Raw genomic sequence first — 20,931 nt, 5'->3', positions numbered from 1 at the left:
TATTTTAATTAATGATGTAGTTTTGTAGTGTTTTATTAACTGCAACTATAACGATGTAATAGATAAATTTGTTGAAGTATTAACTCATCCTAAACAATTTATGAAAAACATTTATGTACTACTCTCGTTACTGTTTTTCCCAATCTTTGCGTTTTCGCAAACCATAGAAGGGAAAATAGTTGATGAAAAAGGTATTGCGCTCATAGGAGCTAACATTACAAATACCACCATGAATTCAAGTACGGTTTCTGACATGGAAGGTGCATTTAAGATCAATGCTAATGTTGGTGACAAGATTAAAGTCGCCATGATTGGTTTTGAAACCAAAACCGTAGAGGCAACTCAAGGAATGCAGGTTACTTTAAAAGAAGAAGTTAACCAGCTTCAAGATGTTGTAATTATTGGGTATGGTACCCGAAAAAAAATTGACAACACTTCGGTGATTACGTCATTAAAAGCTGAAGAAATAACCAAAACAAAGGTTTTAAATGCTTCTCAAGCAATCCAAGGGAAAGCAGCCGGTGTTCAAGTTATTGCTTCAGATTCTCCGGGTTCAACGCCAAGCGTAATCATTCGTGGATTAGGAACTGCCATTGGTGGCAGAACACCGCTTTTTGTTGTTGATGGTATGCCCGCGGATAACATTAACAATATCAATGCTAACGATATTGTATCGTATGAGATTTTAAAAGATGCAACTGCTAAAGCCATTTACGGAAACAGAGCAGCCAACGGTGTTATCATCATTGAAACAAAAAAAGGAAAGGTAGGCAAATTGGCTGTTGAAGTCGAAACGTTTACCGGTTTCAGAAGCCCTTTAAGTGTGGTGAAAATGGCCGGAAGTAATAAGTTTTCGTACTATACCAATTTGGCTCTTGGTTCAACTACATTTTCTCAAGACCAACCGGTTAACACGGATTGGTTTAAAGAAATCACCAGAACCGGTCAGTATTCACAAAGCAACCTATCGCTTTCTGGAGGTAGTGAAAACATAAAATACTTCTTTAGTGCAGGTTATTACGATGAAGAAGCAATTCTTAACGGAATGGATTACAGTAGATTAACATTCAGAAATAACAATGAATACAAAGTCTCCAACAAGATTAAGTTATCTCAAAACTTTAGTGTTTCGTATTCAAAGGTAAATCCTAAGCCATTCTCTGCCTTTACAAATGCTTACAAACAATCACCAATTGTTCCGGTTTATTTCCCCTCTGGACAATATGGTGTTTCCTTTGTAGGAGATGACGGTTTTGCTTCTCCAACAGGTTCTTCTTTTAACAATGTGGGTAATCCTGTTGCTCAGCTTGACTTCTTTGATGAACAACAAAAAAGCATCACGCTACAAGGTGGATTAAAATTAGATATCGATATTTTGAAAGGGTTGAAATATTCGTCTGTTTTTAACGGCGAATACTATACTTGGAAAGGCTATAATTATGAAGACACTAAAAATATTTGGTTAGCTGCCGATCCGACACGTGAAGAGGCTGATTATCCTTCAACCTCAAATATCAATTTGTTGACCAGATCCAATGATAGTTATTTCAATTGGAATTTATCCAATTATTTAATTTACAATAAGTTATTTGCTGACATACATGATGTTGAATTAACAGGTGGTATCGAAGCTTCAAGCAGAGGACCAAGAAGTTTCAATAGAATTGTTAGAAAAAATGTAAATGCCAATTCGAATTATTGGTCATTAAATGGTGTTGACTACGCCTCAAATGTAATAAGCTACAATGATGTACTGTATAATGAAGTGAAATTGTCGTCTTATTTTGGTCGTGTACAATACAAATTGATGAATAAATATTTATTGACAGCTACTGTAAGACGTGATGGTTCTTCTCAATTTGGAGAAGATTATCGTTGGGGAACTTTCCCATCAGTAGGATTAGGTTGGATTATAACCAACGAAGATTTTGCTAAAAACTTGAAAGGAATAGATTTGTTAAAATTAAGAGGAGGTTGGGGTAAATTAGGCAACCAAAACGTTCCTTTAAACAGTCAAGCTTTCACTTCAGGTCTAGATTATTATATTCCAAATTATTTGACCGGAATTACAGTTGATTCTCAAGTTGACCCAAGTTTATCATGGGAAGTAACAGAGGAAACATCTGTTGGTTTGGATTTTGGATTTTTAAATAACAGATTGACGGGTACGTTTGATGTTTACAACAAAAACACCAACAACTTAATTCTTTACACAAGACCATATATAACCGCAGGTTCAAGTCAACAATCGCCGGCGCATGTTGGTGAGGTATCTAACAAAGGATTTGAACTTTCCATGAGATGGAATGATAAGATAAACGATGATTGGTCTTACTATGTAAGTGGTAATTTTTCAAATAACAAAAATGCACTTGAAAGCTTAAATAGTTCTAATCTTCCTGATATTCAGGGAGGCGGACTTGGTAACGGACAATACACCAAATTGTTGGGTGCGTCATCAGTTGGAAAACCTTTAGGAAGTTTTTATTTATATGATTATGCAGGATATGACCCTACAAACGGTCAAATGCTATACTACAAAGCAGATGGAACTACCACAACGCAAGGTGGATTGGAAGAAGCTGACAGAAAGTACTTCGGTTCTGTATTGGCTAAATCGATGTACGGATTTTCATTAGGCTTTACTTATAAAAACTTCGATGTGTCAATGGATAGCTACGGAACTTTAGGGTCTAAAGTTTACAACGGTAAAAAAGCACAGCGTTTTTCAGGCGAAAACATTGAGAATTCTTTGGCTTCTAACTTCTGGACGCCTACAAACACCGATGCCGGAAATCCGGGAGCTTTCAACCAAGTGCCTGTGGCCTCAACCTATTACCTTGAATCAGGTGATTTCTGGAGAATAAACAACATAACTATCGGATACAAATTACCAAAAACATTCGACGTTATTTCTTCTGCCAGAATTTATTTTAACGCCATAAACCCTTTCATTACTAAAAAATTCTCGGGCTTTTCTCCTGAATTAAACGGAGATGGAAATCCTTACGGATCACAAGGGGTAGAGTTAGATGCGTATCCTACGCTAAAATCATTTGTTTTTGGTATTAACCTTAAATTCTAAATTATTATGAAAAAAGTATATTTATCTGTCTTTGTTTTGTCGGCACTATTTTTCAATGGGTGTTCAGACGACTTTTTGGAGGTAGACCAAACCGAGACTATATCAACAGCAGACTTGGCGCTATTCAATAACGATGAGGGCGCAAAAAGTTTTGTAACCTCAATTTATTCTAAATTCTTAGATTGGAACATGTCTTCCTTTTCTTGGAACGGAATGTCTAGCATTGCTTCCGATGATGCTGACAAAGGTTCTTCTCCCGGTGATACGGGAACCGATAAAGATTTGATGGATGCATTGACTTACAATGCTTCAAGTCTTTCGGTACAAGAGGTTTTTGAAGCCTATTATCAAGGGATTAACCGATGTAATCAGGCTTTGTATTACATTCCGCAATTAAACAACGCTGATCAGGATTTAAGAGCTCGTCTTATAGGCGAAGCAAAGTTCTTAAGAGCTTTCATGTATTTTACATTAGTTAAAAGTTATGGCGGAGTGCCAATTGTTGACCACATTCCAAATCCTTCTTCCGAAGCAGACAGAGTGATGCAGTTGACCCGTAAAACTAAGGCCGAAGTATATGCGTTTATCGAACAAGATTTAAATGATGCTATAGCGGCTTTACCTGACCGTTCATCTTATGCGCCAAGTGAGAGAAGCAGAGCTTCTGTTGGTGCAGCGAGAGCGCTTTTGGCTAAAGTTTCTCTATACCAACAAAAGTGGCAAGAGGTAATCAACAACTGTGATGCTGTAACCGGGTATTCCTTGGCAACAGATTATGCTTCCCAATACAGAGTGTCTGGTGAATTTGACAGTGAGTCTATTTTTGAAATTTCAGGAATCGGTTCTTCTCCTGCCAAAGGAATCCAAGGTTATTCAGCTTCTCAAGGTGCTCGTGGTGCCGGAGGTTGGGGTTGGGGTTTCAATACACCATCTGAAAGTTTGGCTAACGCCTATGAAGCCGGTGATACCAGAAGAGAAGCTACTATCATTTTTGCCGGAGCGACTTTATATGACGGACGTTATGTACCAATTACCGTTGAAAATCCAAGATACAATATGAAGGCTTATTCTTCCGCTTTCACTGACGGTTGGGAAACAGATGTTAATATTAAACACCTTCGTTATGCCGAAGTTATTTTGATGAAAGCAGAGGCTTTGAACGAATTAGGTCAAACATCTACTGCTATTCCTTTGGTTAACCAAATACGAAACAGAGCAGGTTTAGCCAATACTACCGCTACTTCTCAAGCAGATGTTAGATTGGCAATCTGGAAAGAAAGAAGACTTGAATTGGCTTTCGAACATGACCGATTTTTTGATTTGGTAAGAACAGGGCAAGCTGAAGCAGCCTTTGCTGCAGATGGAAAAACTTTTGTAGTTGGAAGACATGAGGTATTCCCATTGCCACAAAAATTCATTAACGAAGCGAATGGTTTATCAGCTCAAAATCCTAATTACTAATCATTAAAATATTAATTATGAAGAATAGAAATAAAATACTGTACCTGTGTTTGTCGGTATTAACGACACAGTTTTTTATCAGTTGTAATCAGGATAGTATCGACGAGACTAATGCTGCTATCCCTTATGAGCCCATAGGTGGCTATGAAAATTCAGACGATATTGCAGCTGATAATTTGATTGTTAAATGTAGTTTTGAAGACAATATTGCCGATTCAAAATCGGGAATTACTGACGGAGTCGGGACAGATGTAACTTATGAAACCGGAGTAAAAGGTAAAGCCTATAAAGGTTCTTCTACTGCTTTCATTGGGTACAATACTGTTTCTCCGGCGTTGGCCAATCTAAAAAGTATTACAGTGTCAGGATGGATTAAAACCGATCCTCATACCGGTGGTGCACAATGTTTATTCATGTTGCCTAAAACAAGTGATTTCTGGGGTAATATTTTTACCCTAATCGAAGGTACTGGTCCGGCAGATACTATGTTAATTAAAAACCATTTGCAAAAAGATGTTACTCCTAGTATTCCTTGGTCAGGGCAGTGGTTAGTGCATGACGGTTCGAATGTATTGACCAATATGTTCGGAAATTGGAAACATTTGGTATGGACATATGATGCCGCAACTTCTACCTACAGCATGTATGTTAATGGTCAAAACTTGAATTTACCAAATTCAATTGCAAAAAGATATACCAATGATCCAGCTGCAGGCGGTGTGCCTTACGGCGATTTAGCCAATTCAGATGTATCAAAATTTGTGATAGGAGGATTTCAACAACATTTAGGTTCACCTTGGGGTGCCGCTGATGGTTGGATGTTGCATTATTCAGGTTTGCTTGACGAATTCAGAATTTATGACAAAGCCTTGTCCGATACTGATGTACGTTCTTTATATCTTTTAGAGAACGATAACAGATAACCTTATAAGATTATTTATGCCCTACATAATATACACCTGGTTTAAAGCCGGGTGTATATTTTAAAAAATCAAAATATGAATAAAAGCATGTCCTTTTTTTTGTTAGGCCTTTTGTTTTGTTGTTGTTCTTCTTCAGCACCAAGTGAAAGTCCTAGTGGAACACCTTTACCGACAACTACTCCTACACCACTAACAGACACCGAATTACTTGATAAAGTTCAAAGAGATTCCTTTAAATATTTTTGGGATATGGCGCATCCCGTATCTAAATTAGCCAGAGAAAGATACTTAGTTGATGATCCGAATTATGATGCCAATATCATAACTACCGGCGGTTCAGGTTTTGGATTAATGACTATTTTAGTTGGTATAGAAAGAGGTTTTGTACAGCGTTCAGAAGCTGTTTCTCGACTAACTACAGCATTAAATTTTTTAGAAACCGCGGATCGATTTCATGGGGCATGGCCACATTGGATGGATGGAATAACCGGTAATGTAATTCCCTTCGGAACTCTTGATAATGGTGGAGATTTGGTTGAAACCGCTTTCCTTTGTCAAGGATTAGTTTGTGTTAGAGAATATTTTAAAAACGGAAATGCAACCGAACAAGCTTTGGCTCAGAAAGCCGATGTGCTTTGGAAAGGGGTTGAGTGGAATTGGTATACCAAAGGAGAAAATGCACTCTATTGGCATTGGTCACCCAATTATGGTTGGCAAATGAACTTTAAGTTAGAAGGATACAACGAATGTTTAGTTACCTATGTGATGGCTGCTGCGTCTCCGGATTACAATGTACCGGCTGTGGCTTACCACCAAGCATGGGCAAGAAACGGTCAAATTGTCAATAGCGGTTCCCAATATGGTTTTCCTGTGATTTTTAATCACAATGGGGCAAACGGTAATGTCGGACCTCTGTTTTGGGCCCATTATTCTTATTTGGGACTTGATCCCAGAGGTTTGACCGACCAATATGCTAATTATTGGAATGTTAATGTAAACCATTCTAAAATTATCAATAAATATTGTATCGCAAATCCTCAAGGATGGAACGGTTATTCTGAAAAATGCTGGGGATTAACGGCTAGTTATTCCAGAAATAATGATGGTTCTACGGGCTATTCCGCTCATCAACCTAATAATGATGTAGGCGTGATTTCGCCAACAGCGGCGCTTTCCTCGTTCCCTTATACGCCTGAGGAATCATTTAAATTTTTGAGATACTTGTACAACGAAAAAAGAGATCGCTATGTAGGGGTTGCCGGTCCGTATGATGCTTTTTCTCCTCATCACGATTGGGTGACAAAACGTTATTTGGCTATCGATCAAGGAACAATAGCACCCATGATTGAAAATTACAGAACCGGATTGCTTTGGAATTTATTCATGCAAGCTCCGGAAGTTAAAACCGGATTACAAAACTTAGGGTTTGCTTCCACGCAACACGGCTTCTGATATGAAAAGTTTTTTTAAAATTTCGGTAATAGTATTTACCTTAGGGTTCAATTTTTTTAGTCGGGCTCAGGAAACCTCAGGACGTTTTTCTACACAAATAACCACCGCTTACACTTATGGTTTTTTGTTGCACAAGCCTCTGAAAAGTAAAGCCAAAAAACCGCTGATTGTTTTTTTACACGGTTCAGGAGAAAGAGGTAATGATCTGGAAAAATTAAAAGTTCACGGTCCGCTGAAGTACATCATAAATAATGAGTTGGATGCCTATATTTTGGCACCACAGTGTGCTGAGAACGGCAATTGGGAGGCAGAATCATTGTATCAACTGATCCAAAAAATTAGCAGTGAAAATAATATTGACACCAATAGAATTTACCTAACCGGTCTAAGTATGGGCGGTTGGGGAGCATGGGATCTAGCATTGGCACATCCTGAAATTTTCGCGGCGCTGGTTCCAATTGCAAGCTTTGTCAATCTCATGCAACAGGATGATGCTTGTAAGCTAAAGGATATCCCAATAAGAGCGTTTCACGGTTTGCAAGATGATGTAGTCAGTTTGGAAACAGTAACCGCGGTTTATAAAAATCTAAAAGAATGCAATGCCAATATCAAATTGACCATTTTTGAAGATGCCAATCACGACAGTTGGTCAAAAGTATACGACAACAAAGACATCTACGAGTGGATGTTGCAACAGCATAAAAAATAATACAATCCAAAATGAAAATTAAAGCTACCATAATCTTATTACTATTAACAGGTTTAACTTTTGCCCAAAAAGCAAAAAAAGGAAAACCTGTGGCGATAGCACCTAAAGAAATATTTGTTGCAGAATTAATAGCCAAAATGACCCTCGAAGAAAAATTAGGACAATTGAATTTACCTACTTCCGGAGACATAGTGACAGGGCAAGCCAACAGTTCTAATATTGCCAAAAAAATCGAAGAAGGAAAAGTTGGCGGTTTGTTCAATATCAAATCTGTTCAAAAAATAAAAGAAGTCCAAAAAGTAGCTGTAGAAAAAAGCCGTTTAAAAATCCCATTGCTTTTCGGAATGGACGTTATTCACGGTTACGAAACTACTTTCCCAATTCCGTTAGGGTTGTCATGCACTTGGGATATGAATTTAATCAAAAGGAGCGCCCAAATTGCCGCACAAGAAGCCAGTGCAGACGGAATCAATTGGACATTTTCTCCGATGGTGGATATTTCACGTGATCCTCGTTGGGGAAGAGTTTCTGAAGGCTCAGGAGAAGATCCGTATTTGGGAAGCCAAATTGCCAAAGCGATGGTAACCGGATATCAAGGAGATGATTTAAATAAAAGCAATACCATTTTATCCTGTGTTAAACATTTTGCACTATATGGCGCACCGGAAGGCGGAAGAGATTATAATACGGTTGATATGAGTAAAATCAGAATGTACAACGACTATCTTCCACCTTATAAAGCAGCAGTCGATGCCGGAACGGCTTCAGTGATGGCTTCGTTTAATGAAATAGACGGAGTTCCTGCTACCGGAAATAAATGGTTGTTGACTGATTTGCTTAGAAAACAATGGGGTTTCAAAGGTTTTGTTGTAACAGATTACACCGGAATCAACGAAATGACGGATCATGGCATGGGTGATTTGCAAACGGTTTCAGCGTTGGCCTTGAATGCCGGGGTAGAAATGGATATGGTTGGCGAAGGTTTCTTAACAACGCTTAAAAAATCTTTGGAGGAAGGAAAAGTATCAATCTCACAAATTGATAACGCCGTAAGATTGATTTTGAATGCCAAATATGATTTGGGTTTATTTCATGATCCCTACAAATACTGTGATGCTAATCGTGCAAAAACAGAAATTTTTACATCCTCAAATAGAAGTGAAGCCCGAAAAATTGCCGCTCAGTCATTGGTTTTACTAAAAAATGAAAACCAAATATTGCCCTTGAAAAAAACGGGAACTATCGCAGTAATTGGGCCATTGGCAGAAGCCAAAGAAAATATGGCGGGTACTTGGAGTGTGGCCACGAAACAAGAAAACTCTGTTTCACTATTGGCCGGAATCAAATCAGAGGTTGGTGCTTCTGCCCAAATATTATATGCTAAAGGGAGCAATCTTGATTATGATGCCGCTTTTGAAGAAAGAGCTACGATGTTTGGCAAAACTTTGCACAGGGACAACAGAACCAATGAAGAATTGTTTTCAGAAGCTTTGAAAATAGCCAATCAGTCCGATGTGATTATTGCAGCTTTAGGAGAATCAGCCGAGATGAGCGGAGAATCCAGTAGCCGATCTAACCTCGAAATTCCGCAAATGCAAAAAGATTTGTTAAAAGAATTATTAAAAACAGGAAAACCGGTAGTCTTGGTTTTATTCAATGGTCGTCCTTTAGTGATAACTGATGAAAGCCAAACCGTTCCGGCCATCTTGAATGTTTGGTTTGCCGGAAGTGAAGCCGGTTATGCGATAGCTGATGTGTTATTCGGAAACGAAAATCCATCCGGAAAATTGACCGCTACTTTCCCAAGAAGTGTTGGGCAAATACCAATATATTACAATCAAAAAAACACGGGAAGACCACTAGCGAATAAAGAAGGAAAATTTGAAAAATTCCGTTCCAATTATTTAGATGTGGCTAACGAACCTTTATTCCCATTCGGTTTCGGATTGAGTTATACGTCTTTTGATTATTCAAATTTGTCGATTTCTTCATCCCAAATAAAAGCCAACGAAAAGCTTACTGTTTCTGTTGATGTCACTAATACCGGAAATTTTGACGGTAAAGAAGTGGTGCAATTGTACATTCGAGATTTGGTGGGTTCTGTAACACGTCCTGTGAAAGAATTGAAAGGATTTCAGAAAATAAATCTTAAAAAAGGAGATAAACAAACGGTGATTTTTGAAATATCAATAGAAGATTTAAAGTTCTATAATGCTGATTTAAAACATGTAGCCGAAGTGGGTGAATTTGAAGTGTTCGTAGGAACCAACTCTGACACTACTAATAAGATAAAATTTAATTTGGTTGATTAATTTTTTTGTGTTTGTTAACCCTTCGGACGGCTGCTGAAGGGTTTTTTATATACCAACTTATTGCTATCTTTAGCCAAAATATATTTCATGAAAAAACACATAACCATTGCTCTAGTATTGTTGGCTTTTTCCGTAAATGCACAAACCATACAATCGCCTTCAAAAGAATTGACGCTCGATTTTAAATTAACAGAAAACGGTAGGCCGTCTTATACTTTAACTTATAAAACCAAACCGGTCATTTTGAAAAGTCATTTGGGAATTTATCTCAAAGACGATACCGATTTGGCTTCCAATTTTAAAATCGACAGTATCGGAAATTTTACTTTTAATGAAAGTTGGAAACCTGTACTGGGTGAGCAATCTAGCATAGTTAACCATTATAATCAAATGACAGTTGCCTTATCTCAAACCACCACCAAAAAAAGAGTAAATATCGTTTTCAAGGTTTATGATGAAGGAATGGCATTTCGTTATGAATTTCCAAAGCAACCCAATTTGAATTATTTTATCATATCCGATGAAAAGTCAGAGTTTAACTTAACCGGAAATCACAAAGCATTTTGGATTCCGGGTGATTTTGACAGCCAGGAGTATGCCTACAATGAGACCTTATTGTCTGAAGTTGATACTGAAAAGTTAGACCTAAATAACGGCATAGGTTTAAAAAGAATCTTCAGCAAATACGGAGTACAATCGCCATTAATGATGAAAACTTCTGATGGTTTGTATTTGAATATTTTTGAAGCGGCTGTGGTAAATTATCCGGTAATGCATTTAGATTTGGATACCAAAGCATTTGCATTGACTTCTCACTTGGTGCCTAACGCCATTGGTGACAAAGCCTATTTACAAGCACCTTGCGTTTCACCATGGAGAACTGTTATGGTAAGCGACGATGCTCGTGAAATTGTAAGCTCCAAAATGATTTTAAACCTAAATGAGCCTTCAAAAATTACCGATACTTCTTGGATTAAACCGATGAAATATGTTGGCGTTTGGTGGGAAATGCACGTTGGAAAATCCACTTGGGATTATGCCGGAAGTCAAAATGCACAAAATACTGAGTCCAAAGAATTAATTGCCAGTGGCAAACACGGAGCCACCACAGAGAACACCAAGCGCTATATTGATTTTGCCGCCAAACATGGTTTTGACGGTGTTTTAGTCGAAGGTTGGAATGTAGGTTGGGAAGATTGGTTCGGTAATTGGAAAGAAGATGTTTTTGATTTTACCACGCCTTATCCGGATTATGACTTGGATGAAATCAATGCTTATGCTAAATCTAAAGGTGTAAAAATGATTATGCACCATGAAACCTCAGGTTCAGTGGCAAACTATGAAAGACATTTAGACCGTGCACTAGAATTGATGAAGAAGTATGGATATCCGGCTGCCAAGTCAGGTTATGTTGGTAAAATCATACCTCGTGGCGAATTCCATGACGGTCAAACCATGGTCAACCATTTCAATTTTGTAGCCCGAAGATTTGCCGATTACAAAATGATGGTCAACTCACACGAAAGTTCACGTCCTACAGGCTACCACAGAACTTATCCAAACTATATTGCTGCAGAAGCTGCCAGAGGAAATGAATTCAACGCATGGAGCAACGGAAATCCGCCTATGCACGAAACGATTTTGCCATTCACCCGATTATTAGGCGGACCAATGGATTATACTCCGGGAATTTTTGAAATCAAAATGAGTTATTACGACAAAACGAAAAAGGAACAAGTGCATACTACTTTGGCCAAACAATTGGCTTTGTATGTAACGATGTATTCCCCATTGCAAATGGCCGCTGATTTACCCGAAAACTACGAGAAGTATCCGGATGCTTTTCAGTTTATCAAAGACGTAGCCGCCGATTGGAGTGAAAGTAAATACTTAGAAGCTGAACCCGGTGATTATTTAACGGTTGCCCGTAAAGACAAGAAATCAGAAAACTGGTTTTTGGGCGCTGTTACCGACGAAAATGCCAGAAATACAGAAATCAAATTGGATTTTCTTTCTCCAAATAAAAAATACAAAGCCATCATTTACCAAGACGGAAAAACGGCTCATTGGGAGAAAAACCCAATCAACTACGAAATCAAAACCATGACGGTGACTTCTAAAACCAAGCTTAAATTAGTTTTGGCAGCCGGTGGCGGAACAGCGGTTAGTTTTGTACCAATTAATTAAAAAATCACTTTAGATGAAACATCGGACTGCCTTACTATTGCTGTTATTGAGTTCAAATTATGGAATCGCCCAACAAAAAACGTATTGCAATCCGATTAATATTGATTACGGTTATTGCCCGATTCCTAATTTTGTAACCCAAGGAAAACATCGCGCGACTGCCGATCCTGTGATTACTTTCTTCAAAGGCGAATACTATCTTTTTTCGACCAATCAATGGGGTTATTGGCACAGTAAAGACATGTCCGATTGGAAGTTTATTTCCAAAAAATTCTTGCGTCCCGAACACAAAGTCTATGACGAGTTGTGTGCCCCTTCGTTGTCTTTTGTCAATGATACTTTATTGGTCGTAGGCTCAACACACGGCAAAGATTTTCCGCTTTGGATGAGTACCAATCCGGAGAAAGGCGAGTGGAAAGAGCTGATTCATAAATCAGAAGCAGCTGCTTGGGATCCGCAGATTTTTTGGGACAAAGAAAAAGATGAAGTCTATGAATATTACGGTTCGAGTAATTTGTATCCGCTGTATGGCATGAAACTCAACCGCAAAACTTTCCAACCGGAAGGCGAAAGAATTCCGGTATTGGCTTTGAATGATGACGAACACGGTTGGGAACGCTTTGGGGAACACAACGACAATACTTTTCTGCAACCTTTTACCGAAGGAGCATTTATGACCAAACACAACGGTAAATATTATTTGCAATACGGCGCACCCGGAACTGAATTCAGCGGTTATGCGGATGGTGTTTACGTTGGGAATCATCCACTTGGTCCTTTTGAATACCAATCGCACAATCCGTTTTCGTATAAACCCGGTGGTTTTGCTCGTGGTGCCGGACATGGAGCGACATTTACCGATGCCAACAATCAGTATTGGCATATTTCTACTATTGGTATTTGTGTGAAAAACAATTTCGAACGCCGTTTAGGGATTTGGCCTGCCGGTTTTGATAAAGATGATATTTTGTATTCTAACACGGCATACGGCGATTATCCAACTTTTTTACCATCGGAAAACAAAGGGCACTTGAGTGAAAGTTTTGCCGGTTGGATGTTGTTGAATTACAACAAACCCGTTCAAGTTTCTTCCACTTTGGGCGGTTTTCAGGCTAATCTTTCGGTAGATGAAGATATCAAAACCTATTGGTCAGCCAAAACGGGTAACAAAGGCGAATATTTGATCACTGATTTGGGCGAAAAAAGTACCATTAACGCCATTCAAATTAATTATGCCGATCAAGATGCTGAACTTATGGGCAAACCTGAAACGACGTTGGGACACAAATACATCATTTATACCTCCAATGACGGCAAAAAGTGGAGCGTTCTAATCGATAAAAGTAAAAGCATCAAAGATGTACCTCACGAATATATTGAACTGTCAACTCCGGCTTCAGCTCGTTATTTAAAACTGGAGAATATCGGAATGCCAACGGGCAAATTTGCGATTAGCGGTTTTAGGATTTTTGGCAAAGGAAGCGGAGAAAAGCCTAATGAAGTTAAGGGATTCGTGCCTTTGCGCTCGGGACCAAAAGTAAAAGGTGAACGCAGGAACGTTTGGTTTAAATGGCAACAAGAACCCAATGCCGATGGCTATGTGATTTACTTTGGCAAATCGGCCGATAAATTATACGGTTCAATTATGGTGTATGGTAAAACTGAATATTACTTCAACGGTTTGGATAAATCCGATGTTTATTATTTCCAAATAGAAGCTTTTAACAATAATGGTATCGGACCCAAGAGCGAAATCAAAAAAGCAGATTAAGTTTAGTTATTAACAAGCGCAAACGTTGTAATTTTCTTGAAAGATTCGCAAAAATGCCTTTAAGAAAACGTTTTCGTTAATAACTAATTTTGCAGCCATCAATAGTGTTTTACTTATAAATGTATATTTAACCAATGAAGTGAGGCTTAATTTATCGAAATGATAATTTAACAGCCTTATTTTTATGCAAACAATAACTATTTACAACCAAACCAAAAACTATAATTATGAATTCAGAACAAACCAAAGCCAACAATTCGGCGCTTTACACCTTAATTACCGTTTTCTTCTTTTGGGGATTTATCGGAGCTTCTAACGGTGTTTTTATTCCTTTTTGTAAAATAAAATTTGGGTTAGACCAATTTCAAAGTCAGTTAATCGATTTTGCTTTTTATGGTGCATACTATATAGGTGCATTGCTTCTTTTTATTTTTAGTAGTATGGCGAACAAGGATATCCTTAACGCTTGGGGTTTCAAAAAAGGAATTATTAATGGTTTATTAATAAGTACTTTTGGTGCTGCATTTATGATTTTTGCGGTTACTCAAGGAAGTTATGCATTGATATTAGCGGCTTTATTTGTTGTGGCTCTTGGTTTTTCTTTGCAACAAACTTCCGCACAACCATTTGCTACATCACTCGGAGATATCAAAACTGCCTCTAATCGTTTGAATCTTGCCGGAGGAATTAATTCATTTGGAACAACCATTGGTCCAATCGTGGTTTCAATAGCTTTATTTGGCGTAATTGCCGGAGCTAATTTGGAAGAGTTTGCCCAAAAAGCGGATTCATTAGATAAAATGGAAATCCTGTACGTATTTGTTGGAGGTTTGTTTTTACTGGCTGCTGCCTTGTTCTTTTTTTCAAAAAAATTACCATCAGGAAAAAGTGATTCAACATTTGAGCCTGCAAGTAAAGCAATGAAGACTTTAATTGCTATTACAATTATATTAGTTGTTATTTTCGGTTATATTTTTTCAAGATATGAAGATGCGGATTTTATAACTCGATTTATCGAAAATAAAGAGAAAGATTATTTAGGTCTTTATTTGACTATTGCAACATTATTTGTTACCGTTTTCGGATTGTTATTTGCTAATGTTAGAGCGCAAAAAAATCCTGAAGGTTGGGGCGCAATGAAATACCCACAGTTGGTTTTAGGGATGTTGGGAATATTTACATATGTAGGAGTAGAAGTAACCATTCAAAGTAATTTAGGAGAACTTTTAGACACTGCAGCTTTTGGAAATATAACCGGTTCTGCATTGGCTCCTTATATTTCAATGTATTGGGGAAGTTTAATGATTGGCCGTTGGGCTGGAGCCATTTCGGTTTTTAACCCAACTAATTCTGTACGCAAGATTTTGTTGATAGTTATCCCTTATGTTGCTTTTGGAGTTGTATTGTATGTGAATCATTTGTCAGGTCAAGATGTTTCTCCACTATATGCTTATGCCGCTGTTGTAGCATTCCAAATTGCCGGTTTCTTTTTGGGGCAAGATAAACCTTCAAAAACATTAATGATTTTTGGTTTAATGGGGATGATTGCCATGGTTATTGGTTTGTTTACAACAGGAACAGTAGCAATTTATGCTTTCATGAGTGGCGGTTTATTTTGTAGTATTATGTGGCCGGCAATTTTCTCGTTGGCAATTACAGGTTTGGGGAAATATACATCACAAGGTTCTGCTTTCTTAGTTATGATGATTTTAGGAGGTGGAATTATTCCTCCATTGCAAGGGAAAATCTCTGATATTATTGGTATTCACCAATCTTATTTTATTCCTGTAATTTGTTTTGCTTATTTAGCATATTATGGTTTTGTAGTAAAAGGCATTTTGAAAAAACAGAATATAGACGTTGATGATATTCAAGCCGATAGCGGTCATTAATCAATCATAACATTTATAAAATCAAAAATCCCGCATCGTATAAACTTTGCGGGATTTTTTTCATCAAAACCTAACCAAAACAACTAACTATTTATTTTTTATCTTCAATCTTGGCTTTTGTGCCATCTTGTTTGTAGTAGTAGTAATCATCATCATTTCTTGGGTTGTTTGTAGCATAATCGTTGTCGTAATCGTAGTTGTTTTGATAAACATACCCTTGATTTCTAAATCCTTTAATGCTTCCAATCATATTTACAATATCACCTCTTCGGTTGTAGATAATTCTCATGCCACCAATTTGGATCAATGCATATCTGTCGTATCTCATATAAACCGTTCCAATTCGGCTTACTCTGTCTCGGCTGTCGTAGTTAATGAAAGTATTGCCAACACGTCTTACTCTACCAAAACTATCATGTTCAATTCGAGTGCCATAGTTTACAGCACCTCTTGCTGTCGTAGCTTTTGTTCCTCTTTTCCCGGCAGTTCGGTAATAGTAATCACCTTCGCTGTCTTGTGGACGGGTATTAAAATCAAAGTCTCCATTTGGAAAAACAAAAAACTCAATGCCTCTTTCCACAAATGAGATTGGCTCATCAAAGCTATATCTCGTTCTTACTTCTGTTGCATTCACTACGTTTCCAACCAGTAAAACAGTAGCTACTAAAAGGGTAATTTTTTTCATAATCAATACAAATTTGAGTTTTGCTTACTCTTGCGATTTTCAGCGTCTTCGAACAGTTGTTATTGCTGTTGTAAGGTACATTTCAATACGTGTGCCAAAGCCCGTAAATAAATTCTTAAGGTTTGATTAAGATGGATTAATCATCATAAAAACAAGGCTTTACGATTCATTTGTTTGGCTGGTTTTTTGTTTTTATCGTATTGAATATGTTTAAAATTTTAGTACATTTGCTGATGAATTTTCAAACCAACCAACTTTATTCTGTTAAAATAGCAATGAAAAACCTACTATTTTCATTATCCTTTTTGTTTTTAATGTCAAATGGCTATGGCCAAACTTATGTGCCTTATTATGGAACTATAGTAGAGCAAGTCTCTGAAGCTAATGTGTTGACCAATCTTACTGAGTTTGAGAATTTGGGAATTAAAAGAAGAGGAACAACCGCTTTGCAAAATACTCTTGACTGGTTGAAAGCTGAATATTTAAGCTACGGATATACTGCCGCACAGTTGCAAGAATATAGTTTTACTTATTCGGGGGCAACGTGTAAAAATTTGGTGGTAACCAAAGTAGGAACACTGTATCCTAACAAGTTTGTGATTATTTGCGGACACTATGATACCATAACCGGAAAAGGAACCAATGACAACGGAAGCGGAGTGGTTACTATTTTTGAAGTCGCTCGTTTGTTGCAAAATATCCCAACCGAGTATTCTATAAAATTCATCAATTTCAGCGGAGAAGAAGATGGTTTGGTCGGAAGTCAAAACTTTGTTTCTTCGGTTGTCAATGCTACCAATCCTAAAATGGATATCCGTTTGGTTTTTAACATTGATGAAGTAGGAGGAAGAGCAGATATGACCAACGACACTATTACGTGTGAAAGAGATACAGGTAGTCCGACATCTAACAATGCCGCATCTAACACTTTTACCAATCAGTTGATTGCTTGTACCCAATTGTATTCTCCTTTAAACACTTATTTGTCCTATGCCTATGCCTCAGACTATATGCCGTTTGAAGACAATAATGAAGTCATTACCGGTTTTTTTGAAAGGAATGAAACGCCGCATCGCCACACTTCAACCGATTTGTTGGTCAATATGGATCCGCATTACGTTTATAATATTGCCAAAGCCGCTACCGGTGCGATGTTGCATTTTGCTGTGGCTTCCACAACATTGGAGACCAATGAATTGTCGAATGATCATCAAGTGAGTTTTTATCCGAGTCCGGCCAAGGATTTTTTGAATATTAGCTTAGGAACCTTACCCGACAACCATTACACTTTTACTTTGGTTGATTTGCAAGGAAAAAGGATTATAAACAAACAAGTTGAAAATGCGCAACTGATAGAAACGGTCTCTTTAACCGGGTTGTCAAAAGGAATATATTTGGCTGTATTAGAAACAAACAGCAATAGAATAACCAAAAAAATTATAATAGAATAAATTTACCTTACTAAAAAAGCCTTCTATCAGAAGGCATTTTTTATAGTTTGTCTTTTAGGTATTCGGCCGTAATTGATTTTTTATTTTTTACAAGATCTTCCGGAGTTCCGACTGCCAGTAATTGCCCACCGTTTTCACCGCCTTCAGGACCTAAATCAATGATCCAGTCCGCGCATTTAATTAAGTCCAGATTGTGCTCAATCACTATAATGGAATGGCCTTTTTCAATCAAAGCACCGAAGGAAGCCAGTAGTTTTTTGATGTCATGAAAATGCAATCCCGTTGTGGGTTCGTCAAAAACGAATAGGGCTTTTTCTTTGGTCACGCCTTTTACTAAAAACGAAGCCAGCTTGATGCGTTGCGCTTCACCACCCGAAAGGGTAGAAGACGATTGGCCCAATTGCACATAACCTAAACCAACGTCTTGTAAAGGTTGAAGTTTTTGAATGATTTTATTTTGTTTGTGCTCCGCAAAAAAGGCTATCGAATCGTCAATAGTCATCGTTAGAATATCATCAATATTTTTGCCTTCAAAAGCAACTTCCAGGACTTCCTTTTTAAAACGTTTTCCACCACAAGTATCGCAAGGCAAAGAAACATCGGCCATGAATACCATTTCTACATTTATAGAACCTTCGCCTTTGCAAGTTTCGCATCTTCCGCCATCAACGTTGAAGGAAAAATGTTTCGCTTGGTAACCGCGCACTTTAGATAGTTTTTCTTTGGCATACAAATCACGTATGTCATCATAGGCCTTGATATACGTCACAGGATTCGAACGTGAACTTCTGCCAATTGGGTTTTGGTCTACGTATTCGATGTGTTTGATGTGTGAAAAACTTCCGGTCAATTCGCTAAACTGTCCGGCTTTGTCTCCAATACCTTCCAGCTTTTTTTGCATGGCCGGAAATAAGATCTTTTTCACCAAAGTACTTTTTCCACTACCGGAAACTCCGGTAATTACCGTAAGACTTTCCAATGGAAAAGCCACATCAATATTTTGCAAATTGTTTTCTCTTGCTCCTTTGATTTCAATGAAGTTGTTTGATTTTCTGCGTTTCTTTGGAACAGCAATTTCCAATTGACCATTCAAGTATTTAGCAGTTAATGAATCCGCTTGCAGAATTTCTTCAAAAGTGCCTTCCGCTACCAATTCTCCTCCAAAAGTTCCGGCTTCCGGACCAATATCGATGATTCTGTCGGCCGCTTTCATGATGTCTTCATCGTGTTCGACTACGATAACCGTATTGCCTAAATCGCGAAGATTTTTCAATACTTTAATCAGTCGCTCGGTGTCTTTTGGGTGCAAACCAATACTCGGTTCATCTAAAATGTACATTGAACCCACCAAACTGCTTCCCAAAGAAGTGGCCAAGTTGATGCGTTGGGATTCACCGCCGGAAAGCGAAGCAGAATTTCGGTTTAAGGTCAAATAATCTAAACCTACATCACTCAAAAATGCCAATCGGTTATTGATTTCTATTAAAAGGCGTTTAGCGACTTTAGCATCATATTCAGAGAGTTTCAAATCATTAAAGAATGGAATTAGTCTTTTAATTGACAAGTCGACCAATTCAGATATGGTTTTGCCACCAACCGTGATATAATTAGCTTCTTTGCGCAATCTTTTTCCTTTACAAGCATTGCATTTGGTTTTGCCGCGATAACGGGATAACATTACACGATTTTGGATTTTATAATTTTTCTCTTCCAATTCTTTGAAGAAGTCATCTAAACCGGTAAAGAGTTTGTTGCCTTTCCAAATCAGGTCTTTTTGTTCATCGGTTAATTCGAAATAAGGCTTGTGGATGGGAAAATCAAATTTATAAGCATTGTTGACCAATTGGTCGCGGTACCAACTCATGCTTTCACCACGCCAAGGGAAAATGGCATTTTCATAAACAGAAAGTGAAGTATTAGGAATCACCAACTCTTCATCAATACCAATAATATTCCCGTAACCTTCGCAGGTTGGACAAGCGCCATAAGGATTGTTGAAACTGAACAAATGGATGTTGGGTTCTAAAAATGTCATGCCATCCAATTCAAAATTGGCACTGAATTCAAGTCGTTTTTTAGTATCTAGTTCTTGCAAATAGCATATACCTTTTCCTTCGAAGAAAGCAGTTTGCACGGCATCGGCCAAGCGATTATAGAAATCTTCATCTTCTGAAGTTTCATTATTTAAAACAATACGGTCAATGATGAGTAAAATGTCTTTGTTGTCTAACGAATGTTGTTCGATTTGATCCAAACGTACCATTTCGTTATCAACGAGAATACGAGCAAAACCTTGTTGAAGTAAAACTTTTAATTTGTCTTCCAATTGTCTTCCTTGTTCCAAATGAATGGGTGAAAGCAATAGCCATTTGCTGTTTAGGTCAAATAGTTTTACAGCATTCACCACATCGGAAACGGTATCCTTTTTTACTTCATGACCTGAAATCGGAGAGAATGTCTTTCCAACACGAGCAAAAAGCAATTTCAAATAATCATAAATTTCGGTGGAAGTACCAACTGTAGAACGCGCATTCGTGGTATTTACCTTTTGTTCGATAGCAATTGCCGGAGCAATACCTTTGATATATTCAACTTTGGGTTTGTCTAATCGGCCTAAAAATTGACGCGCATAAGAAGACAAACTTTCTACATAGCGGCGTTGTCCTTCGGCATATAGCGTATCAAAGGCCAAACTTGATTTTCCGGAACCAGACAAACCGGTAATGACTACCAATTCATTTCTGGGAATGACCACATCTAAGTTTTTTAGATTGTGGATTTGTGCGCCTTTGATCAGGATGTTTTTTTTGGGTTCTAGCGTAGCAATTTCTGTACTTTTCATGGCAAAAAAGGAATGTTTGCAAAGTTAATCATTTCCCATAGGATTTGACAATAAAGTTATCCTCGAAATGATGGAAAACAAGTAATTGTAAAAATTAAAAAATCGCAAAAAATTAATTTAATTTTTACATAATGTTATTTTATAATGTTAATTTTTTTGAA

Annotated in this window: 12 protein-coding genes; 10 read left to right on the top strand and 2 right to left on the bottom strand. The window is 37.7% G+C overall.

Annotated elements, in window-relative coordinates:
* The first annotated feature begins 100 nt into the window (after positions 1-100).
* The 9 genes from HA632_RS01740 (at position 101) to HA632_RS01700 (ending at position 15,792) form a co-directional block, all read left to right on the top strand.
* Positions 101-3,085 (top strand): SusC/RagA family TonB-linked outer membrane protein, encoded by a 2,985-nt coding sequence (locus HA632_RS01740; protein WP_176305526.1) that lies wholly within the window; start codon positions 101-103, stop codon positions 3,083-3,085.
* Positions 3,086-3,091: 6 nt separating this feature from the next.
* Positions 3,092-4,546 carry a RagB/SusD family nutrient uptake outer membrane protein gene (locus tag HA632_RS01735; RefSeq protein WP_176305525.1) on the top strand — a complete coding sequence of 485 codons (1,455 nt, stop codon included), beginning with the start codon at positions 3,092-3,094 and terminating at the stop codon, positions 4,544-4,546.
* A gap of 17 nt (positions 4,547-4,563) precedes the next feature.
* Entirely contained in the window at positions 4,564-5,469 is a 906-nt protein-coding gene (locus tag HA632_RS01730; RefSeq protein ID WP_176305524.1) for a LamG domain-containing protein, read from the top strand.
* 75 nt (positions 5,470-5,544) lie between these two features.
* The gene (locus HA632_RS01725; protein WP_176305523.1) at positions 5,545-6,921 is read left to right on the top strand and encodes a glucoamylase family protein; all 1,377 of its coding nucleotides are present in this window, start codon (positions 5,545-5,547) and stop codon (positions 6,919-6,921) included.
* A gap of 1 nt (position 6,922) precedes the next feature.
* Complete coding sequence (locus HA632_RS01720) at positions 6,923-7,630, top strand: prolyl oligopeptidase family serine peptidase (protein WP_176305522.1); 708 nt, start codon at positions 6,923-6,925, stop codon at positions 7,628-7,630.
* An 11-nt stretch (positions 7,631-7,641) separates the two neighbouring features.
* Complete coding sequence (bglX, locus tag HA632_RS01715; protein WP_176305521.1) at positions 7,642-9,942, top strand: beta-glucosidase BglX; 2,301 nt, start codon at positions 7,642-7,644, stop codon at positions 9,940-9,942.
* An 87-nt stretch (positions 9,943-10,029) separates the two neighbouring features.
* Entirely contained in the window at positions 10,030-12,129 is a 2,100-nt protein-coding gene (locus tag HA632_RS01710; protein WP_176305520.1) for a glycoside hydrolase family 97 protein, read from the top strand.
* Between the two features lie 13 nt (positions 12,130-12,142).
* Positions 12,143-13,900 carry a family 43 glycosylhydrolase gene (locus HA632_RS01705; protein ID WP_176305519.1) on the top strand — a complete coding sequence of 586 codons (1,758 nt, stop codon included), beginning with the start codon at positions 12,143-12,145 and terminating at the stop codon, positions 13,898-13,900.
* A 227-nt stretch (positions 13,901-14,127) separates the two neighbouring features.
* Positions 14,128-15,792 (top strand): MFS transporter, encoded by a 1,665-nt coding sequence (locus tag HA632_RS01700; RefSeq protein WP_176305518.1) that lies wholly within the window; start codon positions 14,128-14,130, stop codon positions 15,790-15,792.
* 91 nt (positions 15,793-15,883) lie between these two features.
* Here HA632_RS01700 and HA632_RS01695 read toward each other — a convergent pair whose 3' ends face one another.
* Positions 15,884-16,477 carry a hypothetical protein gene (locus HA632_RS01695; RefSeq protein WP_176305517.1) on the bottom strand — a complete coding sequence of 198 codons (594 nt, stop codon included), beginning with the start codon at positions 16,475-16,477 and terminating at the stop codon, positions 15,884-15,886.
* A gap of 275 nt (positions 16,478-16,752) precedes the next feature.
* On the opposite strand from HA632_RS01695, the gene HA632_RS01690 reads away from it, so the two are divergent.
* The gene (locus HA632_RS01690) at positions 16,753-17,928 is read left to right on the top strand and encodes a M28 family peptidase (RefSeq protein WP_176305516.1); all 1,176 of its coding nucleotides are present in this window, start codon (positions 16,753-16,755) and stop codon (positions 17,926-17,928) included.
* Positions 17,929-17,968: 40 nt separating this feature from the next.
* Here HA632_RS01690 and uvrA read toward each other — a convergent pair whose 3' ends face one another.
* A complete protein-coding gene (uvrA, locus tag HA632_RS01685; protein WP_176305515.1) occupies positions 17,969-20,770 on the bottom strand; it encodes an excinuclease ABC subunit UvrA in 2,802 nt (933 codons plus the stop codon).
* Positions 20,771-20,931: the final 161 nt, after the last annotated feature.

It is taken from the genome of Flavobacterium sp. J49 (assembly GCF_011742145.1).
Taxonomy (GTDB): Bacteria; Bacteroidota; Bacteroidia; order Flavobacteriales; family Flavobacteriaceae; genus Flavobacterium.
This window is presented reverse-complemented; position numbering and strand designations above follow the sequence as displayed.